General features: G+C 51.1%; 27 protein-coding genes and 1 other RNA gene. 1 reads left to right on the plus strand and 27 read right to left on the minus strand.

Annotation, left to right across the window (positions count from 1 at the left end; genetic code table 11):
• Positions 1–78: 78 nt before the first annotated feature.
• From BLT35_RS02795 to BLT35_RS02880, 18 genes are all read right to left on the minus strand, one after another.
• Positions 79–351 (minus strand): hypothetical protein, encoded by a 273-nt coding sequence (locus BLT35_RS02795; RefSeq protein ID WP_074726964.1) that lies wholly within the window; start codon positions 349–351, stop codon positions 79–81.
• Positions 352–358: 7 nt separating this feature from the next.
• Positions 359–814 (minus strand): hypothetical protein, encoded by a 456-nt coding sequence (locus BLT35_RS02800; protein WP_062407615.1) that lies wholly within the window; start codon positions 812–814, stop codon positions 359–361.
• Between the two features lie 39 nt (positions 815–853).
• On the minus strand, positions 854–1,126 hold the full coding sequence (locus tag BLT35_RS02805) for a YlaH-like family protein (protein ID WP_054819407.1): 273 nt from the start codon (positions 1,124–1,126) through the stop codon (positions 854–856).
• 91 nt (positions 1,127–1,217) lie between these two features.
• On the minus strand, positions 1,218–3,059 hold the full coding sequence (typA, locus tag BLT35_RS02810; protein ID WP_062407613.1) for a translational GTPase TypA: 1,842 nt from the start codon (positions 3,057–3,059) through the stop codon (positions 1,218–1,220).
• Between the two features lie 192 nt (positions 3,060–3,251).
• A complete protein-coding gene (locus tag BLT35_RS02815) occupies positions 3,252–3,977 on the minus strand; it encodes an amino acid ABC transporter ATP-binding protein (protein WP_074726965.1) in 726 nt (241 codons plus the stop codon).
• Positions 3,978–3,987: 10 nt separating this feature from the next.
• Positions 3,988–4,635, minus strand: coding sequence for an amino acid ABC transporter permease (locus tag BLT35_RS02820; protein WP_074726966.1), 648 nt, complete (start codon positions 4,633–4,635; stop codon positions 3,988–3,990).
• Between the two features lie 17 nt (positions 4,636–4,652).
• Positions 4,653–5,303, minus strand: coding sequence for an amino acid ABC transporter permease (locus tag BLT35_RS02825; RefSeq protein ID WP_074726967.1), 651 nt, complete (start codon positions 5,301–5,303; stop codon positions 4,653–4,655).
• Positions 5,304–5,362: 59 nt separating this feature from the next.
• Complete coding sequence (locus tag BLT35_RS02830; RefSeq protein ID WP_062407605.1) at positions 5,363–6,256, minus strand: transporter substrate-binding domain-containing protein; 894 nt, start codon at positions 6,254–6,256, stop codon at positions 5,363–5,365.
• A gap of 225 nt (positions 6,257–6,481) precedes the next feature.
• Positions 6,482–6,991, minus strand: coding sequence for an electron transfer flavoprotein subunit alpha/FixB family protein (locus BLT35_RS02835; protein WP_074726968.1), 510 nt, complete (start codon positions 6,989–6,991; stop codon positions 6,482–6,484).
• On the minus strand, positions 6,988–8,202 hold the full coding sequence (locus tag BLT35_RS02840; protein WP_062407601.1) for an NAD(P)/FAD-dependent oxidoreductase: 1,215 nt from the start codon (positions 8,200–8,202) through the stop codon (positions 6,988–6,990). The genes BLT35_RS02835 and BLT35_RS02840 overlap by 4 nt, the downstream gene beginning before the upstream one ends.
• 18 nt (positions 8,203–8,220) lie before the next feature.
• On the minus strand, positions 8,221–9,435 hold the full coding sequence (locus BLT35_RS02845; protein ID WP_062407599.1) for a threonine synthase: 1,215 nt from the start codon (positions 9,433–9,435) through the stop codon (positions 8,221–8,223).
• A 278-nt stretch (positions 9,436–9,713) separates the two neighbouring features.
• Positions 9,714–10,376 (minus strand): TerC family protein, encoded by a 663-nt coding sequence (locus tag BLT35_RS02850; protein WP_062407597.1) that lies wholly within the window; start codon positions 10,374–10,376, stop codon positions 9,714–9,716.
• A 21-nt stretch (positions 10,377–10,397) separates the two neighbouring features.
• Positions 10,398–11,612: a tRNA uracil 4-sulfurtransferase ThiI gene (gene thiI, locus BLT35_RS02855; protein ID WP_175471915.1), complete on the minus strand. Its 1,215-nt coding sequence runs from the start codon at positions 11,610–11,612 to the stop codon at positions 10,398–10,400.
• 3 nt (positions 11,613–11,615) lie between these two features.
• On the minus strand, positions 11,616–12,785 hold the full coding sequence (locus BLT35_RS02860) for a cysteine desulfurase family protein (RefSeq protein ID WP_074727051.1): 1,170 nt from the start codon (positions 12,783–12,785) through the stop codon (positions 11,616–11,618).
• A gap of 95 nt (positions 12,786–12,880) precedes the next feature.
• Positions 12,881–13,573, minus strand: a complete 693-nt coding sequence (locus BLT35_RS02865) for a lytic transglycosylase domain-containing protein (protein ID WP_074726970.1) — start codon at positions 13,571–13,573, stop codon at positions 12,881–12,883.
• A gap of 114 nt (positions 13,574–13,687) precedes the next feature.
• Positions 13,688–14,110, minus strand: coding sequence for a hypothetical protein (locus tag BLT35_RS02870; protein WP_074726971.1), 423 nt, complete (start codon positions 14,108–14,110; stop codon positions 13,688–13,690).
• 220 nt (positions 14,111–14,330) lie between these two features.
• Positions 14,331–15,470 carry a glycoside hydrolase family 15 protein gene (locus tag BLT35_RS02875; RefSeq protein WP_074726972.1) on the minus strand — a complete coding sequence of 380 codons (1,140 nt, stop codon included), beginning with the start codon at positions 15,468–15,470 and terminating at the stop codon, positions 14,331–14,333.
• Between the two features lie 76 nt (positions 15,471–15,546).
• Positions 15,547–16,047 (minus strand): YpuI family protein, encoded by a 501-nt coding sequence (locus tag BLT35_RS02880; protein ID WP_074726973.1) that lies wholly within the window; start codon positions 16,045–16,047, stop codon positions 15,547–15,549.
• Positions 16,048–16,264: 217 nt separating this feature from the next.
• On the opposite strand from BLT35_RS02880, the gene BLT35_RS02885 reads away from it, so the two are divergent.
• Positions 16,265–18,130, plus strand: coding sequence for a S8 family peptidase (locus BLT35_RS02885; protein ID WP_062407585.1), 1,866 nt, complete (start codon positions 16,265–16,267; stop codon positions 18,128–18,130).
• A gap of 77 nt (positions 18,131–18,207) precedes the next feature.
• On the opposite strand, the gene rnpB is transcribed toward BLT35_RS02885, so the two are convergent.
• The 9 genes from rnpB to recO all read right to left on the minus strand — a co-directional run bounded on the left by rnpB (position 18,208) and on the right by recO (position 26,924).
• Positions 18,208–18,618, minus strand: an RNA gene (gene rnpB / locus BLT35_RS02890) — RNase P RNA component class A.
• 73 nt (positions 18,619–18,691) lie between these two features.
• Positions 18,692–19,807, minus strand: a complete 1,116-nt coding sequence (locus tag BLT35_RS02895) for a Nif3-like dinuclear metal center hexameric protein (RefSeq protein ID WP_062407583.1) — start codon at positions 19,805–19,807, stop codon at positions 18,692–18,694.
• On the minus strand, positions 19,783–20,547 hold the full coding sequence (locus BLT35_RS02900; RefSeq protein ID WP_062407581.1) for a tRNA (adenine(22)-N(1))-methyltransferase: 765 nt from the start codon (positions 20,545–20,547) through the stop codon (positions 19,783–19,785). Before BLT35_RS02900 ends, BLT35_RS02895 begins: the two co-directional genes overlap by 25 nt.
• The gene (locus BLT35_RS02905) at positions 20,548–21,390 is read right to left on the minus strand and encodes a hypothetical protein (protein WP_062407578.1); all 843 of its coding nucleotides are present in this window, start codon (positions 21,388–21,390) and stop codon (positions 20,548–20,550) included. It lies immediately after the preceding gene.
• A gap of 114 nt (positions 21,391–21,504) precedes the next feature.
• A complete protein-coding gene (gene rpoD / locus BLT35_RS02910; protein ID WP_062410858.1) occupies positions 21,505–22,623 on the minus strand; it encodes an RNA polymerase sigma factor RpoD in 1,119 nt (372 codons plus the stop codon).
• A gap of 51 nt (positions 22,624–22,674) precedes the next feature.
• Complete coding sequence (gene dnaG, locus BLT35_RS02915) at positions 22,675–24,510, minus strand: DNA primase (protein ID WP_062407576.1); 1,836 nt, start codon at positions 24,508–24,510, stop codon at positions 22,675–22,677.
• A 41-nt stretch (positions 24,511–24,551) separates the two neighbouring features.
• Positions 24,552–25,013, minus strand: a complete 462-nt coding sequence (locus BLT35_RS02920) for a YaiI/YqxD family protein (RefSeq protein WP_062407575.1) — start codon at positions 25,011–25,013, stop codon at positions 24,552–24,554.
• A gap of 104 nt (positions 25,014–25,117) precedes the next feature.
• Positions 25,118–25,930 (minus strand): pyruvate, water dikinase regulatory protein, encoded by an 813-nt coding sequence (locus BLT35_RS02925; protein WP_062407573.1) that lies wholly within the window; start codon positions 25,928–25,930, stop codon positions 25,118–25,120.
• A gap of 247 nt (positions 25,931–26,177) precedes the next feature.
• A complete protein-coding gene (gene recO / locus BLT35_RS02930) occupies positions 26,178–26,924 on the minus strand; it encodes a DNA repair protein RecO (RefSeq protein ID WP_062407571.1) in 747 nt (248 codons plus the stop codon).
• Positions 26,925–26,970: the final 46 nt, after the last annotated feature.

Genomic DNA, 26,970 nt, shown 5'->3' on the forward strand with positions numbered 1-26,970 from the left:
GACAGCTACAAACAGTTGTCATGGCCACTCCTTTCCATTGTTAATATTTTATTTTATCTACCTGTTTAACGGATTATGTCATTCATTGTATTTCGGGTTTGAACGAATATCCTCCAGCAGCTGCTCTGCGGACTCACGGTCAAATTGCTGTGTACGTTGTTCCTCTGCTGTTTCATATTGAACCCGGTATACGTGATCGTCCGCGGTATACCCGAATTGAGTCAGGTGATGGTCTTCCCGCAAGATCACTTCAAAAAACGCTTTCGTCTCCGCGGCTGCACGATCTTCCGGACGAGCTTCAGCGACGATACTGATTTGCAGCCAATTGAACAGCGCATCCTGTAATTTCAAAACGCTTTCAGTCCTCTCTCAGCAAAATGACGAAGCGGCCCTGCTCCAGCCATTGCCGCATTGTCTCCAACCACGGCTCCGCTTCCTTGCCGGCGTCCGTTTGCGACAGCAAGGATAAAGCCTCCTGCGGTGTCATCAAACGATTGAAATACGCTTCGGCACAATGGGACAAAGGATAATCTTCCCCCTGTTCCGGCTCCTGTCCCTTCTGTTCACCGGCTGCAAGACGGATCGGTTGTCCTTGTCCCAAATCAAACGGAAGCGCGTCTGTTCCGCATGCTTCAAGAGCTTCATCGGCGAGCAGCAGCTCCGCCTTAAAGCTTAACAGCAGCCTGGGATGAACCGGGCGAAGCGCTTCGACAAAACGGATACGGGCTTGTTCCGGCTCCAGCAGCAGCCTTTCTTCACCCAGCACAGCGTAACTCCCGTCCCACTGGACCGGCATCAGCCAAAATTTAGCCATAGGATCCACTCCCATCCGAACACCTTGTGCAAGGCGGCTCTATTCCTTTTTCTGGCTCCGCTCCTGAATGAAATAACGGATCTTCACCATAAACATCAAGGCTACGGCAACAGATAGGCTCGGTACGATCGGCAGACCCGCCAACTGAAAGAACAGCAGCATGCCGGAGCCTAATGCGAGCATCAAATAGATGATCGCGTCTTTTAAGATCGGCAGCTTCCGTACCCGAAACACTTTATTGTAAACATAAGTGATAAGAACGAAAATCAGAACCCAAGTGATATAAGGATGAGCACGAAACCAATCCGTCATAAAATACACCTCTCTTCGGGAGCGATTATTCTATCATGATGGAAAAGAAAGCTCTGATCCCTCAGAGCTCTCGTCATGAAGCATATGATCATTACACGCGGGCTTCCGCCATTTTGCGGTGTTTCTCAGCCCGTTCACGCTCATTCTTATTCAAAATCTTCTTCCGCAAGCGGATCGATTTCGGTGTAATTTCACAGTATTCGTCGTCGTTCAAATATTCGAGCGCCTGCTCCAGCGAGTAAATGCGTGGCGTCTTCATTTTGACGGTGTCTTCCTTCGTAGCGGAGCGAACGTTGGTCAGCTGCTTCTCTTTACAAATGTTAACGATGATGTCGTTATCGCGGTTATGTTCGCCAACGATCATTCCTTCGTAAACCTCCGTTCCCGGTTCCAGGAACAGTGTACCCCGGTCTTCAACCGACATCATGCCGTAGAACGTGGAGACGCCGGTTTCACTGGAAATCAGCACGCCTTCATGACGTCCGCCTACGCCGCTGCCTGCATAGGGACCATAGCTGTCGAAGGCGTGGTTCATAATGCCGTACCCGCGGGTTAGCGTCAAGAAATAAGTCCGGTAGCCGATCAGACCGCGTGCGGGAATCAGAAACTCAAGCCGTACATTCCCCGACCCGTTGTTGATCATATTGACCATCTCGGCTTTACGCGTGCCCAGACTTTCCATCACCGGGCCCATGCTCTCTTCCGGAATATCAATGATCAGGCGCTCAATCGGCTCCATCTTTTGTCCATCGATTTCTTTAATAATAACCTCCGGTTTCGATACTTGAAGCTCAAATCCTTCGCGTCGCATATTTTCGATCAAAATCCCCAGGTGCAGCTCGCCGCGTCCGGATACGATGAAAGCGTCAGGGCTGTCCGTCTCTTCCACGCGAAGACTGACATCCGTCTCCAATTCTTTGAACAGGCGCTCGCGCAGCTTTCTGGACGTCACCCATTTGCCTTCCCGTCCGGCGAACGGACTATTGTTCACCAGGAACGTCATTTGCAGCGTAGGCTCATCAATTTTGAGCACCGGCAAAGCCTCCGGATGGGCCGGATCGGCCAATGTTTCCCCGATGTTGATATCTTTGATGCCGGCAATGGCAATGATATCGCCCGCACCGGCTTCTTCGATCTCCAAACGCTTCAAGCCCTGGAAGCCGAACAGCTTCTCAACGCGCGCTTGCTTGGTTTGTCCTTCACGGTTAATGACAGCAACCGATTGGCCTTGACGGACCTTGCCGCGGTTAACCCGACCGATGGCAATGCGTCCCAAATATTCATTATAATCCATCAGCGTGACGAGGAACTGCAGCGGCTGCTCCACATCTTCCTTCGGATATGGGATATGGTTCACAATGGTATCATACAGCGCCTGCATGTTCCCGTCCTGACGGTCGGGCTCCAAACTGGAGGTTCCCATCAACGCCGAAGCATAGACGACCGGGAAGTCCAACTGATCGTCATCGGCTCCAAGCTCGATAAACAAATCGAGCACCTCGTCCACCACTTCGGCAGGGCGGGCATTCGGACGGTCGATCTTGTTCACGACGACAATCGGGGTCAAATGCTGCTCGAGCGCTTTGCGCAAAACGAATTTCGTTTGCGGCATCGTGCCTTCGAAGGCGTCGACGACAAGCAGAACGCCGTCAACCATTTTCATAATCCGCTCCACCTCACCGCCGAAATCGGCGTGGCCCGGTGTATCGACGATATTAATCAGATAATCCTTATAATGAATAGCCGTATTTTTGGCCAATATGGTGATGCCCCGCTCACGCTCCAAATCATTGGAGTCCATAGCCCGTTCCTGAATGGCTTCGTTCTCACGAAACGTTCCGGATTGTTGAAGCAATTTATCTACGAGCGTCGTTTTGCCATGATCGACGTGAGCAATGATGGCAATATTTCTTATCTTTTCTCTTGAATGCATAAGTCACATAACCCTCTCTTCAGATGTAGCTTGTTTCTGCGGGCATGATAAGCCCCGCTCGGAAGCCCGTTCAAAAAAGAAGCGTCGGACGTAAGCGCCGACGCTACAATTCACACTTCATTATACGGGAAAATACATAAAAACGCAAGAAACTTGCATATGAACCGTATGCCAAAACCGTTGAATCACCGGCTAATGCAGCACCCTGTTCAGAAACTGCTTAACCCGTTCGTCCTTCGGAGCTTCAAAGAAAAGCTCGGGCGGTCCTTCTTCGATAACGGCTCCGCCGCTGAGAAAAACGACCCGATCCGCGGCCGCTTTGGCAAAGCCCATCTCATGTGTGACGATGACCATCGTCATTCCCCCCCGCGCAAGATCAAGCATAACGTCCAGCACCTCCTTGACCAACTCCGGGTCAAGTGCAGAGGTCACTTCGTCGAACAACATCACATCGGGACGCATGGCTAACGACCTTGCAATGGCTATCCGCTGCTGCTGGCCCCCGCTGAGCTGAGCCGGGTAAGCGTTCCGCTTATCGGACAACCCGACGCGCTCCAGCAGCGAAAGGGCGATTTCAACCGCTTCTTTTTTCGTTTTTTTCTGCACCCTGACCGGTGAAAGGATTAAATTATCAAGCACCGTTAAATGAGGGTACAAGTTGTAACTTTGAAAAACCATCCCTACCTTTTGCCGAATCCGCTGCCAGTTGACACGCTTCCCGGTAATGTCGATGCCGTCGATCCATATTTTCCCTTCGCTTACGCTCTCAAGCCCGTTGATGCAGCGCAGCAGCGTGCTTTTCCCGCAGCCGCTCGGACCAATCAGCACAATAACTTCTCCTTTGGCGATCGTCAAATCGATGCCGTTAAGAACCTGATTGTTATCGAATGTCTTATGTATATTTTCAAGTTTAATCATGTCGAAGCGGTCACCTGCTCAATTTTTTTTCCAGATAGAAAGAGGCGATAGAAAACGGGTAACAAAGGATGAAAAATACAGCGATGATAAACAGATAAATTTCCAGGGAAGCCATCGTACGCTCGATCACAATTTGTCCTGCGGTGATTAAATCCCTGACGCCGATCAATGCGGCCAAAGTAGTGGACTTGGCAAGCCGGTTGTATATGCCGATCAGAGGCGGCAGCATTCTGCGGAATGCTTGCGGCAGCAAGATCCAGACAAGAATCTGGAGGTAGGTTAACGCATGCGCCTTTCCCGCCTCCGTCTGTCCTTTCGGAATCGATTGCAGCGCGCCTCTGACCACCTCCGCAATCTCAGACATGCACCACAGCGTCAAGCCGGATACGGCGGCAATTTTACTTGGGATATCGATATGAAGAACATAAGGCGCAGCGAAAAAAACGAAAAATAAAGTGATCGGGACAGGCAGTCCGCGAAATACTTCAATTATACCGAAAACCGGAAGCCGTACCGCCGCTATCTTCGAATTGCGCAGCACGCCCAAAGGTATGCCAAGCGCCGTCCCCAGCACCAATGTATAAACGAATATTTCAACGGTGACCCATACTCCTTTGGAAAGCAACGGCCAATTATCGATAATCACATGCCAATCCAATTCACGGTGCCTCCCGTTTATAACTCATACTTCAATTTATTCTCAAGCCGTCTCAGCGCAAAAGACAGTGACCATACAATCAGCAAATAAAGGACCGCTACCGCGGTAAACATTTCAAAAGGATGAAAATAAATGGCGATTATGTCTTGGGCTACAAAGGTCGCCTCCGAAATTCCTATGGCGGCCAGCAAAGAGGTCGACCTTACCAGGTATAAAAAATAACCGTTCAGCGCGGGCAGGCATATCCTGAGCGCCTGTGGAAAAATGACATGCCTCATGCGCTGGAATCTGGTTAAAGCAAGCGAGGTCGCGGCCTCGAACTGCGTTTTGGGCACCGCCTCAAGCCCGGAACGATACACTTCGATGAAATAGCCTCCGCCGAAAAACGTCATGGCAATGATTCCGCACGTATAAGCGCTGAACTTGTAACCAAGCGACGGAAACACAAAAAAAACAAAATAAATTTGGACGAGCTCCGGAACGTTCCTTGCTATTTCCACATAAGCGGCGGTCACCCAACGAAGCAACTTGATGCGCGATGTACGGGCCAACGCCCCCAGCACCCCGACAACATTGACAAGAACGAGCAGAATCAAAGAGACAGACACCGTGGTTTGCAGCCCACGAAGCAGGCTCGGGAGATGTTCCCAGACGAATTTAAAGTCCATTTTACCTGATCCCCCATGACATCATTGCAGCATACGCTTAAGAGCGGTATCCGATGCTTTTATTTTTTCGGCCTTCTCAGGAAGTCGCTCGGGTTAAACTCCTTGGGCATCTTGGGAGCGATCCACTGCTCACTTAGTTCGTAGAAGTAGTCTTGATCCTCCCACTTTTTCAAATTGGCATTGATCCAATCCACCAGTTCGCTCTCGCCCTTCCTGACCGCGATTGCCCATGGCAGCTCGGCGAACGGCTTGCCGACCACCTTGAATTCCGGGTTGCTGCCGGCAAGCGGATACAGGAGCGTATTATCCTGCGCAAAAGCGTCCGCTCTTCCATCCTTGAGCGCCTGCACCGATTCCGACGTTTTTTGCAGCTTGACCAATTCCGCATCCGGCACTTGCTTGGCAATGCCGAGATCCCCGGTGCTTCCCGGAACAACGATCACTTTTTTTCCTTTCAGGTCGGCGACATCCTGAATGGTACTGTCCGCTTTAACAAGGAGCTGCACGCCGCTTTTAAAATACGGCTCGGAGAAATCCACTTCCTTGGCCCGTTCTTCGGTAATGCTCATCGTGGCAAGGATCAAATCGATTTTGCCGCTTTGCAGATAAGAAATTCGGTTCGTGCCGGTAACGGAAACAAATTCGATCTTGTTGGCATCCCCCAACAAATCTTGAGCCAGTGCTTTGGCCATTTCGATCTCGAATCCCACATTATTGCCTTTTTCATCAATATAACCGAACGGATTATAGTCCGTTTTTACCCCTACAACAAGCTTCCCTTTGTTCTTTATGCGCTGCAGAGGACCATCGCCCTTCGCCTCTTTCAAAGCGTCCTGATCATTGCCGGGCGCTGAAGCTGTTTGTGGGCCATCGGTTTTGGCGCAGCCCGCCGCAAGTACAAACAAGAGAATGACCGACAGCCATACCGCATACATGCTTTTTGATTTAACCATACTTCCAGCCTCCTGATTATCCGATCTATTATTGCTGCCAGCCTGCATTTCCGGATTCTTGTTTTCGCTGCCGGAAAAGAAAAAAGAGACAGCATGATCCGTTAGATGAAACTCGATCTAACGGATCACAATGTCTCCGGCTTTCCGGTCAACATAACCCAATATTCCTATGTATATAGTTGCTTTAGTAGCATACTATTCCTCTTTTTGATCTGTCAACTACTTTTATGCCTGTTGATTCAGCAGATGGATGATCAAGGGTATGATTTTTTCCACATCCCCCAATATACCGTAATCCGCAAGCTGAAAAATGGGGGCATCCGGATCGCTGTTGACCGCAACAAGCAGTTCCGCCTGTACTCCGGCTAGGTGTTGAACCGCACCGGAAACACCGCAAGCGACATATACCTTGGGAAATACTTTTCTGCCTGTCTGTCCGATTTTGTACTCGTACTCGATCCAGCCAGCTTCCACGGCCGCCCGAGTGGCTCCCGCCATTCCGCCAAGCGCTTCCGCCAGCTCAAGCACATGCCGAAAGTTCCCCGACGAACCTATCCCTCTTCCGCCTGTGACAATGATGTCCGAGCGGTCGGCGCTCCCCCGGCCCGCATGCCGCAGGCGTGAGATCAGGCCGGATTCCCGAAGTCCGCGCTCGAGGCCGCCGTTCTCCTCATCAATGAACCGCGCGCGCGTGTCTCCAACCTTGTCCCCCTGAAACAAATCAGAACCTATCATTGCTCCACCTCCGAAGCATGAGGCTGATCATGCTTTAAGCGGCTCAACGCGCTTGTCGTCACCGAGTCGATAAGATCGTTCTCCTCGAACCGGCTGAGCCGGAACATGCGTGCTCGCGGATCGGGGACGGAATGGGCTACCAGGGAGGTTACAATCTGGCCTATGGCAGGAGCCAATTTAAATCCGTGACCGCTTAATCCGCATGCCGAGTAAAAGCCTTTCACCTGATCGCTTTTATCCAGAATCGGAAAACCGTCGGGGGTTACGGCATATATCCCCGACCAGCTGCCCACAACCTCGCCGTTCTGCAATAGGGATAAGGAGTCGGAGCATCTCGACCACAGTTCCGCCGCTTTGCCGCCGTCATCGCCGTCGCGGAACAGCTCCGGGTCCACCTTCTCCCGCACATCGTCCGGATGGTTCGACCCCAGAATCGCAAGGCGCTTTCCATCGGGACGAATATAAACGGAACGGACAGGGTCGGAGAAAATGGGGAAAGGCTTGTCCATTGGCGAAGGCAATGCAATCCCCACTTTATAATGCCGGCTGGTTTCAATGGGCAGATGCATTCCGGCCAAATGGCCGATGGCAGCCGCCCATGGCCCTCCGCAGTTGATAATGGTTCTGGTTTCGATCGTATCACGGTCGGTACGGACCCCGCTGACTCCATCCGCATCCCTTGCAATAGCCAGAACCCTCGCTCCCTGCATGATCGCGGCTCCATGCTCCTTTGCATAACGGATAAAGCCGAGACAAGAAGCATGGGCATCGGCATAACCCGCATCCTCCTCATAGAGCCCCAAGGTAATGTCCGTCCTCAGCAAAGAAGGAAGGTATTCCATGATTTCCTCTTTTGCCAGCATTCTGCTGCGGATGCCAAGCTCCTGCTGGAGCCGGAATCCCAGTCCCAATGTTTCCGCGTTTGCCTCATTGCCTGCCAATAGAAAGCCCGTCTTCGTATAATCGCTGGGCGAACCGGTGATCTCCTCGAACCGGGAGTAATAATTCAGGCCGATCCGGGCCATATCAACCAGCACCTTGTTCGTATAAAACTGTCTTAACACGCCGCTGGATCTGCCCGTGGAGCCGGCGCCGAGATGAGTTCGTTCGACAATAACGATACGCCTGAAGCCTTCCAGAACAAGGTGAAACGCTATGCTTGCGCCGACGATTCCCCCGCCGATAATGACGACATCAGCTCTGATGCTCATGCTTGACCACTTTCCTTCTTATTCGAGGTTTATGCGCTCTCCCGGCTGCAGGATGGGAACATCGATCCGCACGGTTTCCGGATATTTAATGCCACTGCCCGTATTTAAGGCTATAACGGTATCCTCTTCCCTGATCCAACCGTTCTCCCTTAATCTTCTTGCCGCTGCAAAGGCGGCCGCTCCTTCGGGACAGACGAATGCGCCTTCATAGCGCGCAATTCTGCCCTGCTCTTCTAACAAGTCCGCATCTTCCACCGCTATCGCGCATCCTTCGCTTTCATAAATCGCTTCCAGCACCAAAAAGTCTCCGAGCGCCTTGGGGACATTGATTCCAAAAGCAGCCGTTGCGGAATCGGGCCAAAATTCGGATTCACGCTTTCTTTCATTCCATGCCTTGACAATCGGCGCGCAGCCCGCTGCCTGTACGGCGACCAGCCTGGGCAATCGTTCCTCGATCCAGCCGATTTGCGCAAGCTCCCGAAAAGCTTTGAAGATGCCGATGAGTCCGACGCCTCCGCCCGTCGGATAAAGGATGACGTCAGGCACCTTCCAGCCGAGCTGCTCTGCAATTTCCAATCCCATCGTTTTCTTGCCTTCGATGCGGTAAGGCTCCTTTAATGTAGAGGCATCGTAAAAGCCGTACTCCTTAACGGCTTGGCCAATGATTTTACCGGCATCGCTGATCAGACCGTTCACCAGACAAAGATGAGCACCCGAAATCGCACATTCATTGCGGGTGATCTCAGGAGCGCCGACAGGCATCACAATCGAAGCTTTTATACCCGCTCTGGCCGCGTAAAGCGCCCAAGCGGCTCCGGCGTTGCCGTTGGTCGGCATGGCCAGCTCCTTTATTCCGAGCTCTTTCGCCTTGGACACGCCCACAGCAGCCCCCCGGGCCTTAAAGGAGCCTGTCGGAATAATCCCCTCGTCTTTCATAAGCAAATTCGGAATGCCCATCTCCGAACCTATCCTCGGCATCGAAAGAAGCGGCGTCATCCCTTCTCCCAAAGTGACGACATGGCTTTTCTCCCTAACCGGCAGAAGCTCATGATATCGCCACAAATCAGGGATTCTTCCTTGCAGGTGCCCGGGTGTCACTTCTTTTTTCAATGCATGCAAATCGTAATCCGCAAGCAAAGGGGACCCGCACACACACAACTGCCTGATCTGGTCAGCATTATATTGTTCCTTGCATTTCGGGCAGTGCAGTCCGATCAAATAACTGAATGTCATACCCGTACACTCCCTTAGGCCGCATTTTCATGGGAATACTGAAAAAGTAAACAAAAAAACTCTAATTATCCCGTCCGCGTACGAGCTAATTAGAGCCTTCGGTTAACCGATTGGCTGTATTCAAATGAAATCCAGAGCATCATTTCAATATCATATCATGTGAATGCTGTGCTTTACAATTATTAACAACTTAACATTCAAGCATTTTGTTGTCAAGAACAAATTTTCCTACCTGGATGGACGTTTGAAACGGCTTAGCTAAATGTCAATCTCGCCGATTAAGATGATCTCGGAGATATAACGAACCTTTTCAAAAGTCCGGATCCAATGACGATCAGCGTTGTAATGACAGGGAGAACATAATGGGGGATACTGCCTAACAGCCAGTCGGATACCTTATGGTCCGCCATAAACATTTCGCCTGCCGTATAACCAAGGATTCCGGCTCCGGCAAAAACGAGCACAGGATATCTTTTCAGCAGCTTGACCACAAGCGTACTGCCCCAGATAATCACGGGAACACTCATGGCGATTCCCAGAATAACAATGCCGATTTCGCCTTTCGCCTTGGCTGCGATGGCCAGGACGTTATCAAGACTCATAACGAAATCGGCTAAAATGATCGTCCAGATCGCTTTGCCGAGCGTAGAAGCCTCTTTTACGTTAGAGTGTTCCTCCTCATCCATCATCAGCTTGACGGCAATCCACAGCAGCAGCAGCGAGCCTGCGGTTTGGATGTATGGAATCTGAAGAACGTACACCGCCGCAAGGGTCAGAATGATCCGTATCCCTATCGCTCCGAAAGTCCCCCACCATATGGCTTTTTTGCGTTCTTCCAGCGGAAGCTTCTGGCTGGCCAGCGCAATGACTACTGCGTTATCCCCGCTGAGCACGATGTTAATCAGCATAATTTGCAAAAACAGCAATATCCATTCCATCATGACACTATGCCTCCCGTTTTTTCAAAAAAACGAAGCAAACTTGTCTCTTTGATTAACAACGTCCTCTTCATCTACCAACAGGGATCGGGTATTTCGAACGGCTTCTTCCAGCTCGTCCTCAAGCCAGGTCATCTTGCTTTCAATGCTTTCTACCACCCTGAGATTCGGGTTCGTGCTGGGGCTTGGAGGCAAAAACAGCGTACAGCAATCCTCATGCGGGAGAATGGAGATCGGGAACGTACCGATTCCTTCAGCCACCCGAATGATCTCCCGCTTCTCCATGCATACCAAGGGTCGGATCAGCGGCAGGCTTACCGCCCGTCCGATGGTATTCATACTGGACAGCGTTTGACTGGCGACCTGCCCGAGGCTTTCCCCCGTTACAATCGCTCCGGCTCCTCTTTCCTCCGCCAGCTTCTCTGTAATCCGCAGCATGGCGCGCCGCAGTAAAGCAATCAGCAAATTTTGATTGTAGGCCGCATGGATTTTCGTCTGCACCGATGTGAACGAAACCATGTGGAGCTTGACGGGTCCGGCAAATGCAGCCAGCTTCCTTGCCAATTCGATCACTTTTTGCTGAGACTTTTCATTGGTGTAAGGATAGCTGTGAAAATGTACCGCTTCCACTTGAAGTCCTTGTCTTAAAGCAAGATAGCCGGCGACCGGGCTATCGATCCCCCCGGACAGCATCAGCATGGCCTTTCCGTTGGACCCGACAGGAAAGCCTCCGGCGCCCTCGTCTACACGGCAGTAAAGCAGCGCCTCCCGTTCGCGGATCTCTACTCTCAGCTCCGCCTCCGGCCGGTGCACGTCCACTTTTAAGTCGGGGAACGCTCGTAGAACGTAGCCCCCTACCAAACGGTTCATTTCTTGTGAATCATGAGGGAAGCTCTTGTTTACTCTCCTTACACTTACTTTATATGTTCGGGGCAGCGGTTTTAATGACTGTATTACACCCAAAGCCGTTTCTTGTATGCGTTCCAATTCAAGGGGAGAGGAATAAACCGGGCTGAATGAAGTAAGGCCCAATACTTTGCGTAAATAAGGCATCAATTCCTCATAGTCCGTACCGTTCAACTGAAGGATGATTCTCCCGAATTCCTTCCGGTAAGAGACCGCCTCGAAGGAACGAAGCGTTCGTTTCACTTGTTCGAATATTGTATTTTCAAACCGGTGCCGGTTGCGCCCCTTTAACGTCAGTTCCCCAAGCCGGAGAATCGCTTGCTGTGGTTTCATCAATTATTTTCTCCGTCCTTTCTGTGAAGACACGGCCGGTTTCAGTTCGGCAACCACTTCCTGAAGCGCGGAGCAAAAACGACGCACGTCCTCCTGTGTTTGCTGAAGCGAGTAGCTGAGCCGTATACCGCTTACCGCCGCGGCATCGCTTGCTCCCATAGCCGTCAGCACCCGGCTCGGCTTCTCCGCTGCGGAAGAGCATGCCGAACGGGCCGAGACACAAATGCCTCTTTGTTCTAAAGCATGCACGAGTACTTCCGACTTCATGCCGGGAAACGAAAAATGAACGATGTGCGGAGCCATATCCTCCGGGTTCCGGGAACCGCTCAGCACAAGCTCCGGCAAACGATCAATGCCTTGAACGAGCATTTCCCGCAGGCCGGCCGTATGTTTTGCGAAAGCTTGCTGCTCCTCCACGGCCATACGTACGGCTTTGGCCATGCCTACGATCGCAGGGACATTCTCCGTTCCCGAGCGCAACCCCTTCTCCTGGCCGCCTCCAAGCAGCAGCGGCTCCAGTTCCACTCCCCGACGGCAGTACAAAAAGCCGATCCCTTTCGGTCCGCGGAGCTTGTGTGCCGAACATGTCAGCAAATCGGCTCCGAGCTGCTTGGGAATAACCGGAAGCTTGCCGACGGATTGCACCGCATCGACGTGAAACAGTGTTTTGGGACGATGTTGAAGCATCTGGCCGATTTGCTCAATGGGCTGAATCCGTCCCATTTCATTATTGACATGCATTACACTCACAAGAATCGTATCATCCGTGAGTGCTTGTTCCAGCTCTTCCATGCGAATTTGCCCTGTATCGTCTACCGGCAGGTAGGTGACGCGATACCCATCCTTCTCCAGCTTCCGAAAGGTTTCATAAACCGATGGATGCTCAACCATGGTAGTAATCAAATGATTTCCCCTGTGCCGGTATCTTTCTGCCGCGCCGCGAATGGCCAAATTGTTGCTCTCCGTCCCCCCCGATGTGAAAAGAATTTCACCGGGATCGCACTGCAGCTTAGCGGCAATGGTTTGGCGGGCCCGGGCCACAAGCTGCTCTGCATCGGTTCCCATCGCATACAGCGAGGACGGATTGCCATAGAACGATCTCATCACTTCCGTCATCGTGTCAATTACTTCTTCGTACATCGGCGTTGTCGCCGCGTAATCCATGTAAAGCAAAAAAAGCTCCTCCTTCAGTTCTAAGAAAAGACCAATTTCCGCTCCCCTTTCGGCATAACGATGCGAAAGAAAAACTGAAATTGGTCTTATAGCCGTCACACTATAGCCTCATATTTCTGCTTTAAATCCATCACTTTGCGTACGTATTGCTGCGTTTCGGCCGGCAGCAAATGAAGCTTGGCCGCCAGGTCATCATCATCCTTGATGTCAAGCCGGTTCACCCGCCCCGGACCTGCGTTATAAGCCGCTAGCGCAGTACCGGCATTCCCGTTGTATTTTACTAGAAGGGTGGATAAATAACGTGTGCCGCCTTCTATATTTTGTACCGGATCGAACGGATTCGTTACACCCAGACTTTGCCCCGTTGCATCCATCAGCTGCATTAATCCTTTGGCTCCCGCCCGGGATACCGCATCAGGGTTAAAAGACGATTCCGCATCGATGACGGCCTTGATCAGGCTCGATTCCACACCGTAACGCCGGCTTGCTTCCTGAATATACGGTTCAAATTCGGTTGGCCTGCTGGCAGAAAGGCGATGTTGAAGCCACGGGTTCCCGGATATAAAGCCCGGCATCGACATCAACGCCGGCTTCAACGAAGCCGCAGGCGGTATATCCTGCTGTTCTTTCATCGCAAGAAGTCCGTTCAACAGCTCGGAGAAATCGTCGCTTTCCTCTGCGGCAGAAGAACCGCTTGCAGGGGACAGCAGATTGGATTTGCTCAGCATGTGAAGCCGCAGCAATTCTTTTAACGTTCTGGGATCAATCGATCCGGGATTCAAACTCATATGGGCTTAAACTCCTTGATTTTACAATCTCACCATCTCAATAAGGCTATTGTACACCTTTTTAAGCTTGTCATCCAGTCATATTTTCAGTCATGTTGTCGAAATTTCAACGGCTTAAGTTAACAAAGGCACCAAAACGAAATAACCAGCCAAAGCAATCAATCCGATCGCAACCGACCATGCCCCCAAAGTTCTTTGCCCGAGCATGAATGCGAAAAAACCAATCAGCGCCGCCGTCGAGCCCAGCAGCACCGGGAGCACCATAAGCGACAGCACCGCCAAAATCAGTGCAGTGTAGCCCAACCAGCGATATGAAGCGGACGCCGCCGGATCAGGCTGTTCCACTCTGGATGCGGCAGCTGTCCTGGTCCGTTCCCGACGAAACTGCAGAAGATGAAGAGGCGAGGATTCTGCAGCAAATTCTTCATTCCCCTTCATACCGGACTCTCTGTTCAGCTGCTGCTGCTTTAATCGCTGAAGCGGTATGTCCTGATGGAAGGCTGATCCTGAACGTTTACCTCCGGGCTTGTGTTTCACGCATGATCGCTCCCTTCATATAAAAAGATCATTTCGATTTTTTCGGCTCGAAGGCATGGCAACGGGTATGGCGATACGTTTGTCTGCATCCCGGCGGTTCTCGGAATCCGCGGCAATTCCTTACCCTTATCCATTGCCACGGTTTATCCGCCTCGATTATGACTTAGCTTGCCTCTTTTGATCGGAGATATTCCTGCTGCAGCAACCAGCGATCACCGGCTTATCCAATGGTTGTGGTGTTAAGATACAATATCAGAAACATCGCATGCGACCATAACAGCGGCACGGCCGGCGGTCCCCAGCGCGCAACCCACTCGTCATATTTATGCCTGTCCTCCAGCGTATCCGGCACCTGCTCAGGAAGCCTGCCCTGCTCATCCGCCTTGGAGGCAATCCAGTGAAGCGCCTGTTCCGCTTCACGGCGATCGCCCATGGACAATTTTACCCATCCGTACCATGCCGTAAGCAGCAGCCATTCACCTCCGCCGTAATACTCATCGGCCTTATACCGCCGAATCCCGCTCTGATCTGTTCGCAGATCCGCTTCAATTTTCGCCAGCGTATGCTTCATCACCGGATGTTCCGGCTCAAACAAACCAAAGGGCCGGCAGAGCCACATTAAGCTGGCATCCACTCCGTCATTTCCAATCGTGGTTGCGGAGGATTCAAGAGTTGGGGTAACGAATTTTACAAAATGGCCTTGCTCCGGATGCACCGCATGGTCGAGTAAAAATGTCTCAATCTGACCGCAAACATCCTCAAGGTCGCGCTTGCCCTCCAGTTCAGCGACGCCTTTTAGCCCGCCATAAATACAGGCCAGCGTTGAAGGATGAATGTGGTCCGCATTCTCCTCCCAACAGTCGAAATTCGGAAGCCTCCAAAAGGCTTTTAAATAAGCCGCCGTCACATCGACACTGGAGCGGAAACGGTCCGGAAGCCGCTTATGGCCATTAGCCTTCAAATGCTCCGTCAGCCCCCATAACCAGGTTCCGTAACCATCCAGCTGAAAATGCCCCCATTCGGACGTGACGTCATCCCTGCCATCCAAATGATATCTTGTATGTAAAAATTCGTTAAGTCCGATCGGCTCGCCGCGGTTGTGCTTCTCCAGCAAATACTGAATATGTCCCTGCTTTCGTTCGACGATGCGGCTGACCCATTCGTAAAATTGCCCCGCGCTTGCATGCTCCCCTGCACAATCCATCGCATAGGCGATGAATGTTCCGTCACGAAGCCAGCTGTAATTGTAATGGGCGAACAACGGGCAGGCGACGTACCCTCCGCTCGGGTGCTGGTTCAACCGAATCAACCGGATACTCTCTTCGGCAAGCTGCTTCAATGGAATGATCCGAGACACCATTCAGTCCTCCTTAAACAAAAAGAGATGCCTTTGGGAAAGCATCTCTTCTTTATCATTATATTCCAAGCGGACTTTATTATACTTTCTCGCCCTGCATCCGCTTTTGCGTGATATAGTCAGTTTCGTAGTAAGCCAGTTCATCGCGGAGCGTTTCGAAAATTTTCGAAAGCTCAATCGTCAAATCCCTTACTTCGCGGGTCGGCTTTTTGCGGAAACGGATGGCATCCTGTCCGGTATAAGCATATCTGCCGTCCTCGGAGTAGCATTCATTTTTGGGATAAAAGAAATTGTTTACGCAGCTATGATACACTTCATACAAAACCTTTTCGGCATACTCCACGTTGAAATTGGGACGGCGGAGAGCCACGCCAAGCTTCTCGTAAGACACTTCGGAAAAAACAAGCAGATGTCTAATATCAGATAAATACCCTTTGTAAAATTCTTCCATTGCTTCATCTTTGTCTGTATTTAGCTGCTGCAGAGAGCGTTCATTCAAAAATGTTTCCATTTTTGCAATTGCTTCGCTCAGCTTCGCTCTTGTTGTTTCACAAAGATTTTTAACGTTAAACACTGCCATAGCTTAAATAGACCTCCTCAACTTAAAAAACAACATTGGGTACTTAAAATGACCTTGATCCCATCCTACCATAAATCCCGCATAAAAGTAACATGAAAAAAGTCTAAAAATATAACTTCGCCCATTTCAGAGATTCGTCCCGTTTGGATAACATTGCTGTAATGGCAAACCGGCGATCAAGGGAAAGCTAACGGCAAACATTTAGGAGGCAGCAACTATGTGGAAATACGTGATGTCCGTTCTGCTTGTGATTGCCGGCGTGGCGCTGCTCTTCCCCCGGGGAGAACAGGCGCCCGCACCTGAAACGGTAACCCCCGCAGCCGAGCTGCAAATGAAACAAATGACGCTAAATCAGGACCTTGCCAGAACTGACGAACTCTGCCGCAGTGAATGCAGCATGGTGCTTCACCGTACTGTGCAGGAACTGAGAACCAAGGAAAGCGGTCAAGCGATGGAAACCTTAAAAAAAGTACAAGCCGAGCATCCTCACATGGAACTGCTCGCTTGGACCAAAACACAGCAGCCGTTAGAGCAAAGTGCGGCAGCCGGCGGTTTGCCGGGCACGGTTCGTCCGACGATCGAGCCCTTCCTTAAAAAAGCCAAGCGGCAAGTCGATTCAGGTCAAGCTTATCAGTCAAAAGCGATCCATGCCGACGGAAGCACCTATTTTGTCATCGGCGTTCCTTCCGAAGACGGCTCAGCCGGTCTTGTGGGTGCAGTTCGCCAACAGATTTTACAGCAAGTGGCCGATCACCAGCTCAAAAACTTGCGGATCGTCGCTTATCCGGGCGAAGGACGCTACAAGATTAAATCAGTGGATGCCAATTCACTCCAGGACGTCCGGGTCGATCATCCTGAAGACAACGAAGGCACCAGCCACTACCATGTCAATCAGGTCGTTGTAAAATTCAAGAAGGAACCGGCGGAAAGCGAGCTTACCCGAATCCGCAAAGATATCGGCGGCAGTCCATTCCGCAAGCTGGGCTCTACTTACGTGTTTGAATCAGGAAATATGGAAGCCAAACAAATGATGGACTATTTCAAGCAATGGAACATCGAATATGCCGAGCCGCATTTTCTTTATTTAACCAACCAAACGGAAATCAATAATCCGGAAACAGAGGCGACGGTGTTCACGCCAAACGATTCGCTTTACCAGCGCTATCAATGGAATTTGCCGCAAATTGAGACCGAAGCCGGCTGGAACATTACCAGAGGCTCTCAGGACGTTGTTGTAGCCGTTGTAGATACCGGTGTCGATATTAATCACCCGGATCTTAGCAAGCAGCTGGTCAGCGGCTATAACGTAGTCAATCCGGAATCCCAGCCCATGGATGATGTCGGCCACGGGACCCATGTAGCCGGAGTCGTCGGAGCGCTGGTCAACAACAACCTGGGGGTCGCCGGAATGAGCTGGTATAACCGGATTATGCCGATCAAGGTGCTGGATAAATCCGGGGCAGGAAGCACCTATGCCGTTGCCCAGGGCATCATATGGGCGACCGATCACGGTGCGAAGGTCATTAACATGAGTCTGGGCAATTATGCCGATTCCCAGTTTCTCCACGATGCCATCAAATATGCATTCGACCGCGACGTCGTACTGATTGCAGCGAGCGGAAACGACAATACGGAGCAGCCCGGCTACCCTGCCGCATACCCGGAAGTGTTCGCGGTTGCCGCAGTGGATGCCCGGAAGTCGAAAGCATCGTTCTCCAATTACGGGGATTATATCGATGCGGCCGCACCAGGCGTCAGCATTGCAAGCACTTATCCGCAAAGCCAATATGCGGCGCTCTCCGGCACTTCCATGGCCAGCCCGCATGTTACCGCCCTGGCTGCATTGATTCGTTCCGTTAACCCCAATCTGAAGAACACCGAGGTTATGCAGCTGATAAGGGACACGGCAACGGACCTCGGGACCTCCGGCAAAGACAAATATTTCGGCCATGGCCTGATCGACGTCGTGGCCGCGCTGCAGGCCGCTAAGCCGACAACCGCCGGCCAGGAAGCGGTGAATGCCCCGAACGAAACGGGCTTGATCGGTTGGCCGGAATGGTTGAGGCGGCTGTTCTATCAATAAACGAAAAAAAACAAAGAACCGCCTCTTGAAGCGGTTCTTTGCACATATCCAGAAAGCCTTCTATTGCATAATGGCTGAAAGAAAGTTTGCCATAAGCCGGGTTCTGTACTTCCAGTGGTCGTAACGGGAGCCACCCTGCCACCGTTGAAGCGACAATCATCTATCTAGGCCAGACATTGCTGCCTGGCTCAAGCGACCAACCCGAACGCGTCTCGGGCAAAGACTGTCCCTGACGGGACATGCGTTCCTCTAGGTCTTGCTCCAAATGGGGTTTACCAGGAGCGATGTCACCATAGCTCCTCGTGGTCTCTTACACCACGGTTCCACCCTTGCCTGTGCTTGCGGGTCGCCCCGCTGCCATCGGCGGTCCATTTCTGTGGCACTAGCCTTCAGCTCGCGCTGACTGGACGTTATCCAGCATTCTGCCCTGCGGAGCCCGGACTTTCCTCTCGTGGCATCAAGCCACCAGCGATTGTCTGTCAAACTTTCTTTTGCAATAGATGCCATGAGATAGTATACAAGGAATCTCACCAAAAAACAACTGCCGTATTTTAGAATGATCTACACAAAACGGAACGGTTCTGTATGAATTCGCGAAGCGACGACCGCTGTCGCCCATTTTCTTTCGGCAAGCTTTCGCTGCAGGTATTCGGCAACGCCCTGCTTCATAATTTTCTCTACGTTATGACCGGGATCAATAAGGGCTATGCCGGCGGCCAAAGCATCGTGAGCCGTATGGTAATCGATATCGCCGGTAATCAGAACATCTGCGCCGGCAAACATCGCGTGCTTGACATAACGGCTTCCCGATCCTCCGAGTACGGCGGCTTTGCGGATAACGCGGTCCGGATCTCCGACCACACGCAGCATAGGAACATCAAAGGCCTGCTTCACCTGCTCGCACAGCTCTGCTAGCGTAACCGGCTTGGGCAGCTTGCCTGCCCGCCCCAGACCGAACGTGCGCGTCTTCAGATCGAGAGCATACAAATCGTAGGCCACTTCCTCGTAAGGATGCGTCTTCAGCATGGCTTGGACGACTTTGCGCTCCACGCTTTGCGGCACGATCGTTTCCACACGCACCTCTTTGACTTCCTCGAGCTTTCCGGTCTTACCAATGAACGGGTCTGTACCCTCGCCCGGTTTAAAGGTGCCCGTTCCCTCGATGTTGAAGCTGCAGTGACTGTATTTGCCTATCCCGCCGGCACCCGCGTCGAACATCGCCTGCCTGACCTTCTCCGCATGATCTGCCGGTACAAACACAACCAGCTTCTTCAGCTTATCCGTATGCACTTCATCCAGAGGCTCCGTAACGGTCATCCCGATCGCTTCCGCCATCATATCGTTAATTCCGCCATCCGCCACATCCAGATTCGTATGCGCAATATAAACGGCGATATCATGCTTGATCAGCTTCTCATACAGCCGCCCCGCAGGGGTATCGGTTTGAATATGCGGCAGAGGACGGTAAATAATCGCGTGATGGGCGATGATCAAGTCAGCTCCTTCCCGAATCGCCTCGTCCGCCACCTCTTCGGTGACATCCAACGCAACAAGCACTTTGCGTATATCCTTTTGCAGCGTACCGATTTGCAAACCGATCCTGTCACCCTCTACGGCATATGATTTCGGAGCCAGCTCCTCCATTAGGCCGATCACGGTTTGTCCTTTGGCGTACACAGCTCAAGCACCTCCTTGATTCGTTGCATTTCCCTTTTGATCTCTGCTTCCTTGCTGCGCGATGCTTCCAATTCGGAATGCGACAGCCGCTCGCAAATACGGTTGAGCTTCTCCAACTCGTTAAGCCACTTGTCGATCCAGACCTGCGATGCCTCCCGGAGCAAGAAAGGCCCCATCTGCAGCATGAGCTTCCGATCCGCGATCAGTCCGCCCGGCAGCGTTCGGGATGCGTACAATTCATTGTTGCCATACGGAGCCAGATCTGTGGGGACGGCTGTTAAAATTTCATAGGTTTTGCCGTCCTCCCGCATGATTTTCTCCCCTGTAAGCACCCATTCATGGTCCAACAGCCACTGCCTGACGTTGGCTTCCCCTACATTGGGCTGCAGCACCAGCCGGCGAACACCGGCAAGCTTGCTTATCCCCGCTTCCAGTATGGAGGCGATAAGGGTGCCGCCCATACCTGCGATCGTAATGACGTCCACTTCCCCCGGCGAGATCACCTGCAGTCCGTCACCGAGCCTTACATCGATGATCCCGTCGAGTCCCGCCGACCGGACCTGTTTCAAGGCCGCTTCGAACGGCCCTGCATTCACTTCTCCGGCCACACCGCGGAGGATGGTTCCCTGCTGCGCCAGAAAGGACGGCAGCAGCGCGTGATCGGACCCGATATCCGCCAGGCGGCTGCCGGCCGGAACCTCCTGCGCAATCATTTCCAGTCGTTTTGACAATCGAATCATCTATACAACCCACTCAGTCCATTTTTTTCTCCAAGCAAACAGCAGCCCGGCCTGCGCCAGCAGCTTGCTTAACAACAGCCATTGCACGGTTTGGGAGCCGTATTTTTCAGCATAAAGCATAGCATATAATTCGGGCATATACCAAACAATTAAACTTAGCAGGAAAAAAACCAGCCCGGCCTGACTGTTCTTCTCATGAATTATCCAAGACATCCAGCAGAAGAGAATGGCCAGCGGCATCCAGCTCAGCTGCAGCGTGATCCACGATAGCGTCTCCAGTTGATAGTGCAGCAGCCAGCCATAGCAGAACACCAAACTGACCCAGCCGCATAGCTGGAACAGCGCCAATCTGGCCAAAAGACCGGTCAGGATCCAAACCACGCTGCACAGCGCAACGTAGGCAACGACCGGCACCGAAGCCTGAACACCATGCAGCCTCAGTAAATAAACACCGATAAACAGCAGGAACAATGAAGCCATTCCAATCCATAATTGGGCAGCCATAGGTTCCTTCTCAAGCTTGGAGGAGCCCCATCCATAACAGCCCGCTAAAAAAATAATGGAAATTCCTATTTGCATTGGTAATTCAAAAGCGTTAAAATTAAGAGCAGTAAAAGATAAAGCAATGATCAGCAGCAAACCCAGCATCCAGATTTTCCAATTGCTGTTTCGAATTTTACTTGGGGTGACACCGAATAAGCCGCCCTGTTCCTTCTTATCTTGATCCTGCTGGTGCATATCATAAATATTCAATAAAAAATCACAGTAATGCTCAGGCAGCAGCTTGCTGCGCCGCCAGTGCTCGATCTCACGAACAATCATCTCTTTCTTTTTATCATCCATAGGCCATGTCTCCCCTAAGCCTGCATTTTTTTCATAATTGATTATCGGCCGCAGAATGACAAAAAATTAGACCTAACCGCGCATCCATGCGCAGAAAGGTCCAGGCATACCCTTTTATTCAAGAAAATCTTTCAACCGTTTGCTTCGACTGGGATGACGAAGTTTGCGCAGCGCTTTAGCTTCAATCTGACGAATCCGTTCCCGGGTAACACCGAATACTTTACCGACTTCCTCCAATGTACGAGTACGGCCATCGTCCAAACCGAAGCGCAAGCGAAGCACATTCTCTTCACGCTCTGTCAGAGTGTCGAGCACATCCTCGAGCTGTTCCTTAAGCAGTTCGTAAGCCGCAGCGTCCGCAGGCGCAAGCGCTTCTTGATCTTCAATAAAGTCACCCAAATGGGAGTCGTCTTCTTCGCCAATCGGGGTTTCAAGGGATACCGGCTCCTGAGCGATTTTCATGATCTCCCGTACTTTATCGGTACTTAAGTCCATTTCCTTGGCGATTTCTTCCGGCGTAGGTTCACGACCAAGCTCCTGCAGAAGCTGACGGGATACCCGGATCAGCTTATTGATCGTTTCAACCATATGTACCGGAATCCGGATAGTTCTGGCCTGATCGGCAATGGCGCGAGTAATCGCCTGACGAATCCACCAGGTTGCGTAGGTGCTGAATTTGTAGCCTTTGGTATGATCGAATTTCTCTACCGCTTTAATCAAGCCCATGTTGCCCTCTTGAATCAGGTCAAGGAACAGCATCCCGCGACCGACATAGCGCTTTGCGATGCTGACCACAAGCCGGAGGTTCGCTTCCGCCAAGCGGCGCTTGGCTTCTTCGTCGCCAAGCTCGATGCGTTTCGCTAAATCAACCTCATCCTCAGCAGAGAGCAGCGGAACCCTGCCGATTTCCTTCAAGTACATCCGAACCGGATCGTTGATCTTGATCCCTGGAGGCAGCGACAAATCGTCATCAAAATGAAATTCGTCGTGATCATGCTCCATCGCACCCATGTCATGGTCGTCATCCGCTTCGTTGCCGACATCAATACCCATCTCTTGAAGCTGCTCGAAAAACTCGTCAATTTGCTCCGGATCCTGGTCAAAAGGAGCAAGTTTTTCCATAATTTCTTTGTACGTGATTGCGGAACGCTTCTTTCCATGTTCAATCAGCTGTTCCTTTACTTGTTCCAACGTCAGTTCTGTCTCTATTTCCGTACGTTGATCGTTCGCCATCATACAACTCCCTCCTCCCTAGAATTTCAACCATTCACCGCTTGGTCGGCTTCAGGATGATTTCAACTGCTTTTCTAGGGAAATAATCTCACTGCCCAGCTGCAGTGCTCTAGGGATATCCCCTGAACGTTCTGCTTGCTTCACTTCTTCTTTCTTTAGCTCCAATGACTGCAATAGAGGGTACTTCTTAATTTCCCGGATGTAATCGTCAATAACGGCATCGTTGATCCCGTTGCGGTTGTCTATTAAGGTCAGGGAACTGGCCAGGCTCTCCAATTTGTCATCCTGCAGCATACCTATGAATGTGCCGGCATTCGGCTCATACCCTTGGGCATAGTAGGAATACAAGTATGCGGCCAACGCCGCATGAGCCTCCACATTAAAACCGTCTCCCAACCGGCGCTCAACATAACCGGCTATATCCCGGTCCAGCATCATGACGGCAAGAAGCTGCCGCTCTGCGAATTGATACGCAGGAACCATAGAAGGGATTTCTTTCCGAGGCTTCCCGTTATTCATAACATTATTCCACGGATTGCCGTTATTATCCCCAGATCTTACGTTTTTTTCCGTTTGCAGACGGATTTCGTTCAAATTCTGCTGCAATGCTTCCAATGAATACCGGAATTCGGACGAAAGCTCTCTGAGATAATGTTCCCTCTCAATGGGTGATGACAGTCCTGCAATCAGTTTGAGCGCCTGCTTGATGTACCGGAGCTTTTCTCCATCTTCCTGCAGCCTGTAATTGTTGCGAAAGTAAAGAAGTTTATATTTGATCGACGGTACGGCGGTTTCGATAACTTCCCGTACGAATCGTTCAGAACCATATTTAGCAATATACTCATCCGGATCGAGAGCATCGGGCAGCATGGCGATCCTGACTTGGCAGCCCGCGTTCTCGAGTAAAGGAATGCTTTTGTAGGCGGCGGTTTGCCCCGCCTGATCTCCGTCATAAACGACCGTCACCCGTTCGGCGAGCCGACGAATCGATTCTGCTTGCTCTGAAGTAAGAGCCGTACCCATCGTAGCTACACCATTTTTTATGCCTGCTTCCCATGCTCGAATCACATCCATATACCCTTCGAACAGCACAATCTCCTGAGTTTTGCGAATTTGGGGTCTGGCCAGGTGAAGATTGTAAAGCGTCCGGCTTTTGTGGAAAAGCATAGATTCAGGACTGTTTAAATATTTGGGCTGCACATTGCCCATGGCTCTCCCGCCAAATGCGATAACCTGTCCCTTCCAATCATAAATCGGAAACATGATGCGGTCGCGAAACTTATCCACATAACCGTTTCCGTCATGTTTGGCCGAAAGCAGTCCGCCTTGCTCCATAAGCGGAAGAAAGTACTGTTTCTTGTCCAAAAGGTTGGTCAACGTATCCCACCTTGCAGGCGCGTATCCAAGCCCGAACGTTTCGATCAGCTTGTCATTCATTCCCCGATCCCGTAAATACGCTTTAGCCGCTTTCCCCTGTTCGGTGTTATGAAGGATATACTGATACAGCTTGGCTGCCATCTCATAGCCTTCCAGCAGCTTGGCGCGCTCCGCCTGCTCCTTTGTTTCTTCCTGTGCGTTTTGCAGACCAAAACCGACATCAAGATTGGCTTCGTTCGCCAGCTTGCGAACCGCCTGACCAAAGGACAGACCTTCCACCTCGGAAATAAAACGAATGGCGTTACCCCCCGCTCCGCAACCGAAGCAGTGATAGATTTGCCTTTCCGGCGTAACGGTGAAGGACGGTGTTTTCTCAGAGTGAAAAGGACAGAGACCCTTGAGGTAATGACCCTGCTTTGTCAAGTGAACGTGCCGGCCGACAATTTCCACAATATCGTGGGCTTTGAGGACCGCGTCGATGACATGCTCGGGAATGCGTCCGTTACTCATCCTAATCACCTTCATTCAAATTAACACGTAATTACTATTCGCTACATTCCGGCATTCTCCTGCATGCGAGATAAAACTTTTGTCAAAGTTTGTAGAAATGCTTGGCGATCTTCGTCCGTAAAAGCTTTTGGACCCTTGGTATGCTTTCCCCCCCGCCGCAGCTTTGCCTGTTCATGCCGACGCTCAAGTAAAAACCCTATAGTCCGGTCACTGTACATTTGTCCGCGGTTGGACATCGCTATCGCTCTTCTGCCCAAACCCAGCATCGCAACTCCGAAATCCTGCGTAATCAATACATCTCCCGCCGAGATGCGGTTGGCGATATATAAATCAACGGATTGATCGGAGCGATCCACCTGAACAATCTCCACGCCTTCCGCCGGCTGAAGCAGGTGGTCAAACGAAGCGACCATCAGCACGCCGACCCCGAATTTAGCAGCGGTCTGTACGATTTCCGCTTTCACCGGGCATGCATCGGCATCCACTACAATTTTATACGTCATTATGCACCCACCGGAATGTAACCAGGAATTATGACTGAAGTACTATCGTTAATATTATATACGATGAATTTGCAAAAAATCCTGCTTGAACCCCAAAATGAGGTTTACTTGGAACGATACATATCTATAATGACACTGGCAATCTCTTCCACAGCTTTGTTTGAAACATCGACAACGGTGCAACCAATACGCTTCATGATCTTATCGGCATAATCAAGCTCCGCGCGAATTCGTTCCGTATTGGCGTAAGTGGCGCTGTCGGGAAGACCCAATGTTTTGAGTCTCTCGGTACGAATCACATTCAACTTATCCGGATCGATGCGCAATCCGACAATTTTGCGGTTCGAGACCCTAAACAGCTGTTCCGGCGGCTGGATTTCCGGCACTAGCGGGACATTGGCCACCTTAAACATTTTGTGGGCCAAGTACATCGATAACGGTGTCTTCGACGTTCTCGAAACGCCCACCAGCACGATATCCGCTTGAAGAATACCGCTAAAATCACGGCCGTCATCATACTTAACGGCAAATTCAATCGCTTCGATCTTTTTAAAATAATCTTCGTCGAGCTTATGAATCATGCCCGGCGTATGACTCGCCTGTCGCTTTAAGGATTGCTCGAGCCTACGGATAATCGGCCCGAGTAGGTCGATATAAGGGATCCCATAACGATCCGCCTGATCGACCAAGTAATCTCTCAACTCCGGAATGACCAGCGTGAACAAAATGATTCCGTTGCGTTCAACCACCGTATGAATCAGCCGATCTACATCCGACGTATCCCGCAGAAACGGAACCCGCCTGATTTCCACCTGCTGCGGATGAAATTGCACTGCCGCCGCGCGGACAACAGCTTCACCCGTCTCTCCTGCCGAGTCCGAAGCGACAAATATTACCGATCTTTCGGTTACCCCCATGAGTCCCCGCCTTTCCGTTCTGTTTCTTTGGATTCATAATAGCGTTTTTTATCTATATATTATTTGCGCTACTATGAACCATTTGCCAAAAAATGTTGTATTAGCTTTCCTCTCACAAAAAAATCCCGCTGTCAAAGCCTGCATATAGGCTCCGTCACGAGAGGTATCAACACGGGTGTATCATATTATAATACCATCGGGTCAAAAAAATGTCAATTCTATGCAAATCTTTTAAAAATCTTAAACACTATATCCCGTATTTATCCATCTGATCCAAAAAGTCGCGCGATTTCAGCCTTATACCCACATGTGTATCGAAGTAATTCCGTATAATCCGCTTCAATAATTGCTTGGTTTGCGGTTTGACATCAATTTGGCCAAGACGCCTAGCATCCAGCTGCATAAACAGCCGAAGCAGCTTGTATACCCCGGATGTCAAACGAATGGCCTCGGGGTCGCGCAGCCGACACCGTTCGCACAGCACTCCGCCCATGCCGATGCTTATCGCGACAGGTTCTGACTTTTCCCTGCACACTACACAGTGTTCAAGCTCCGGGGTATATCCGGCATGCATCAGCATTTTGATTTCATAAAGATGATTAACGATCTGCAAATCCTTGTCTTCCTGAATCGCTTGCAGGCTCGCCTTCAGCTGACCGAATAAAAAAGGCTGCCCTTCCTGATCTCCCATCATTCTGTCCGTGAGCTCCGCAAGGTAGGAAGCGTGGGCGGCCTTGTGCAAATCTTCCCTTATTTTATGAAAGGCTTCAATAATCTCCGCATGATTCAAAGTACCCAACTGGCCGGATTTAAAAAACAAGTAATCTCCGTAGGTAAAAAGCTGGGCGGACGAACCATACCTGCTTTTTACCTTTTTGGCTCCGCGGGCAACAACGCTCATCTTGCCCAGTTCACGCGTAAACAAGGTGATGATTTTGTTACCTTCCCCATAATCCATGCTGCGGATTACAATTCCCTGCACTCTGTACTGCACCGACAGCCTCTCCCCGCGTATTCAAACCGGTAACCGGAAACGGACC

Source organism: Paenibacillus naphthalenovorans, from assembly GCF_900099895.1.
Lineage (GTDB): Bacteria > Bacillota > Bacilli > Paenibacillales > NBRC-103111 > Paenibacillus_G > Paenibacillus_G naphthalenovorans.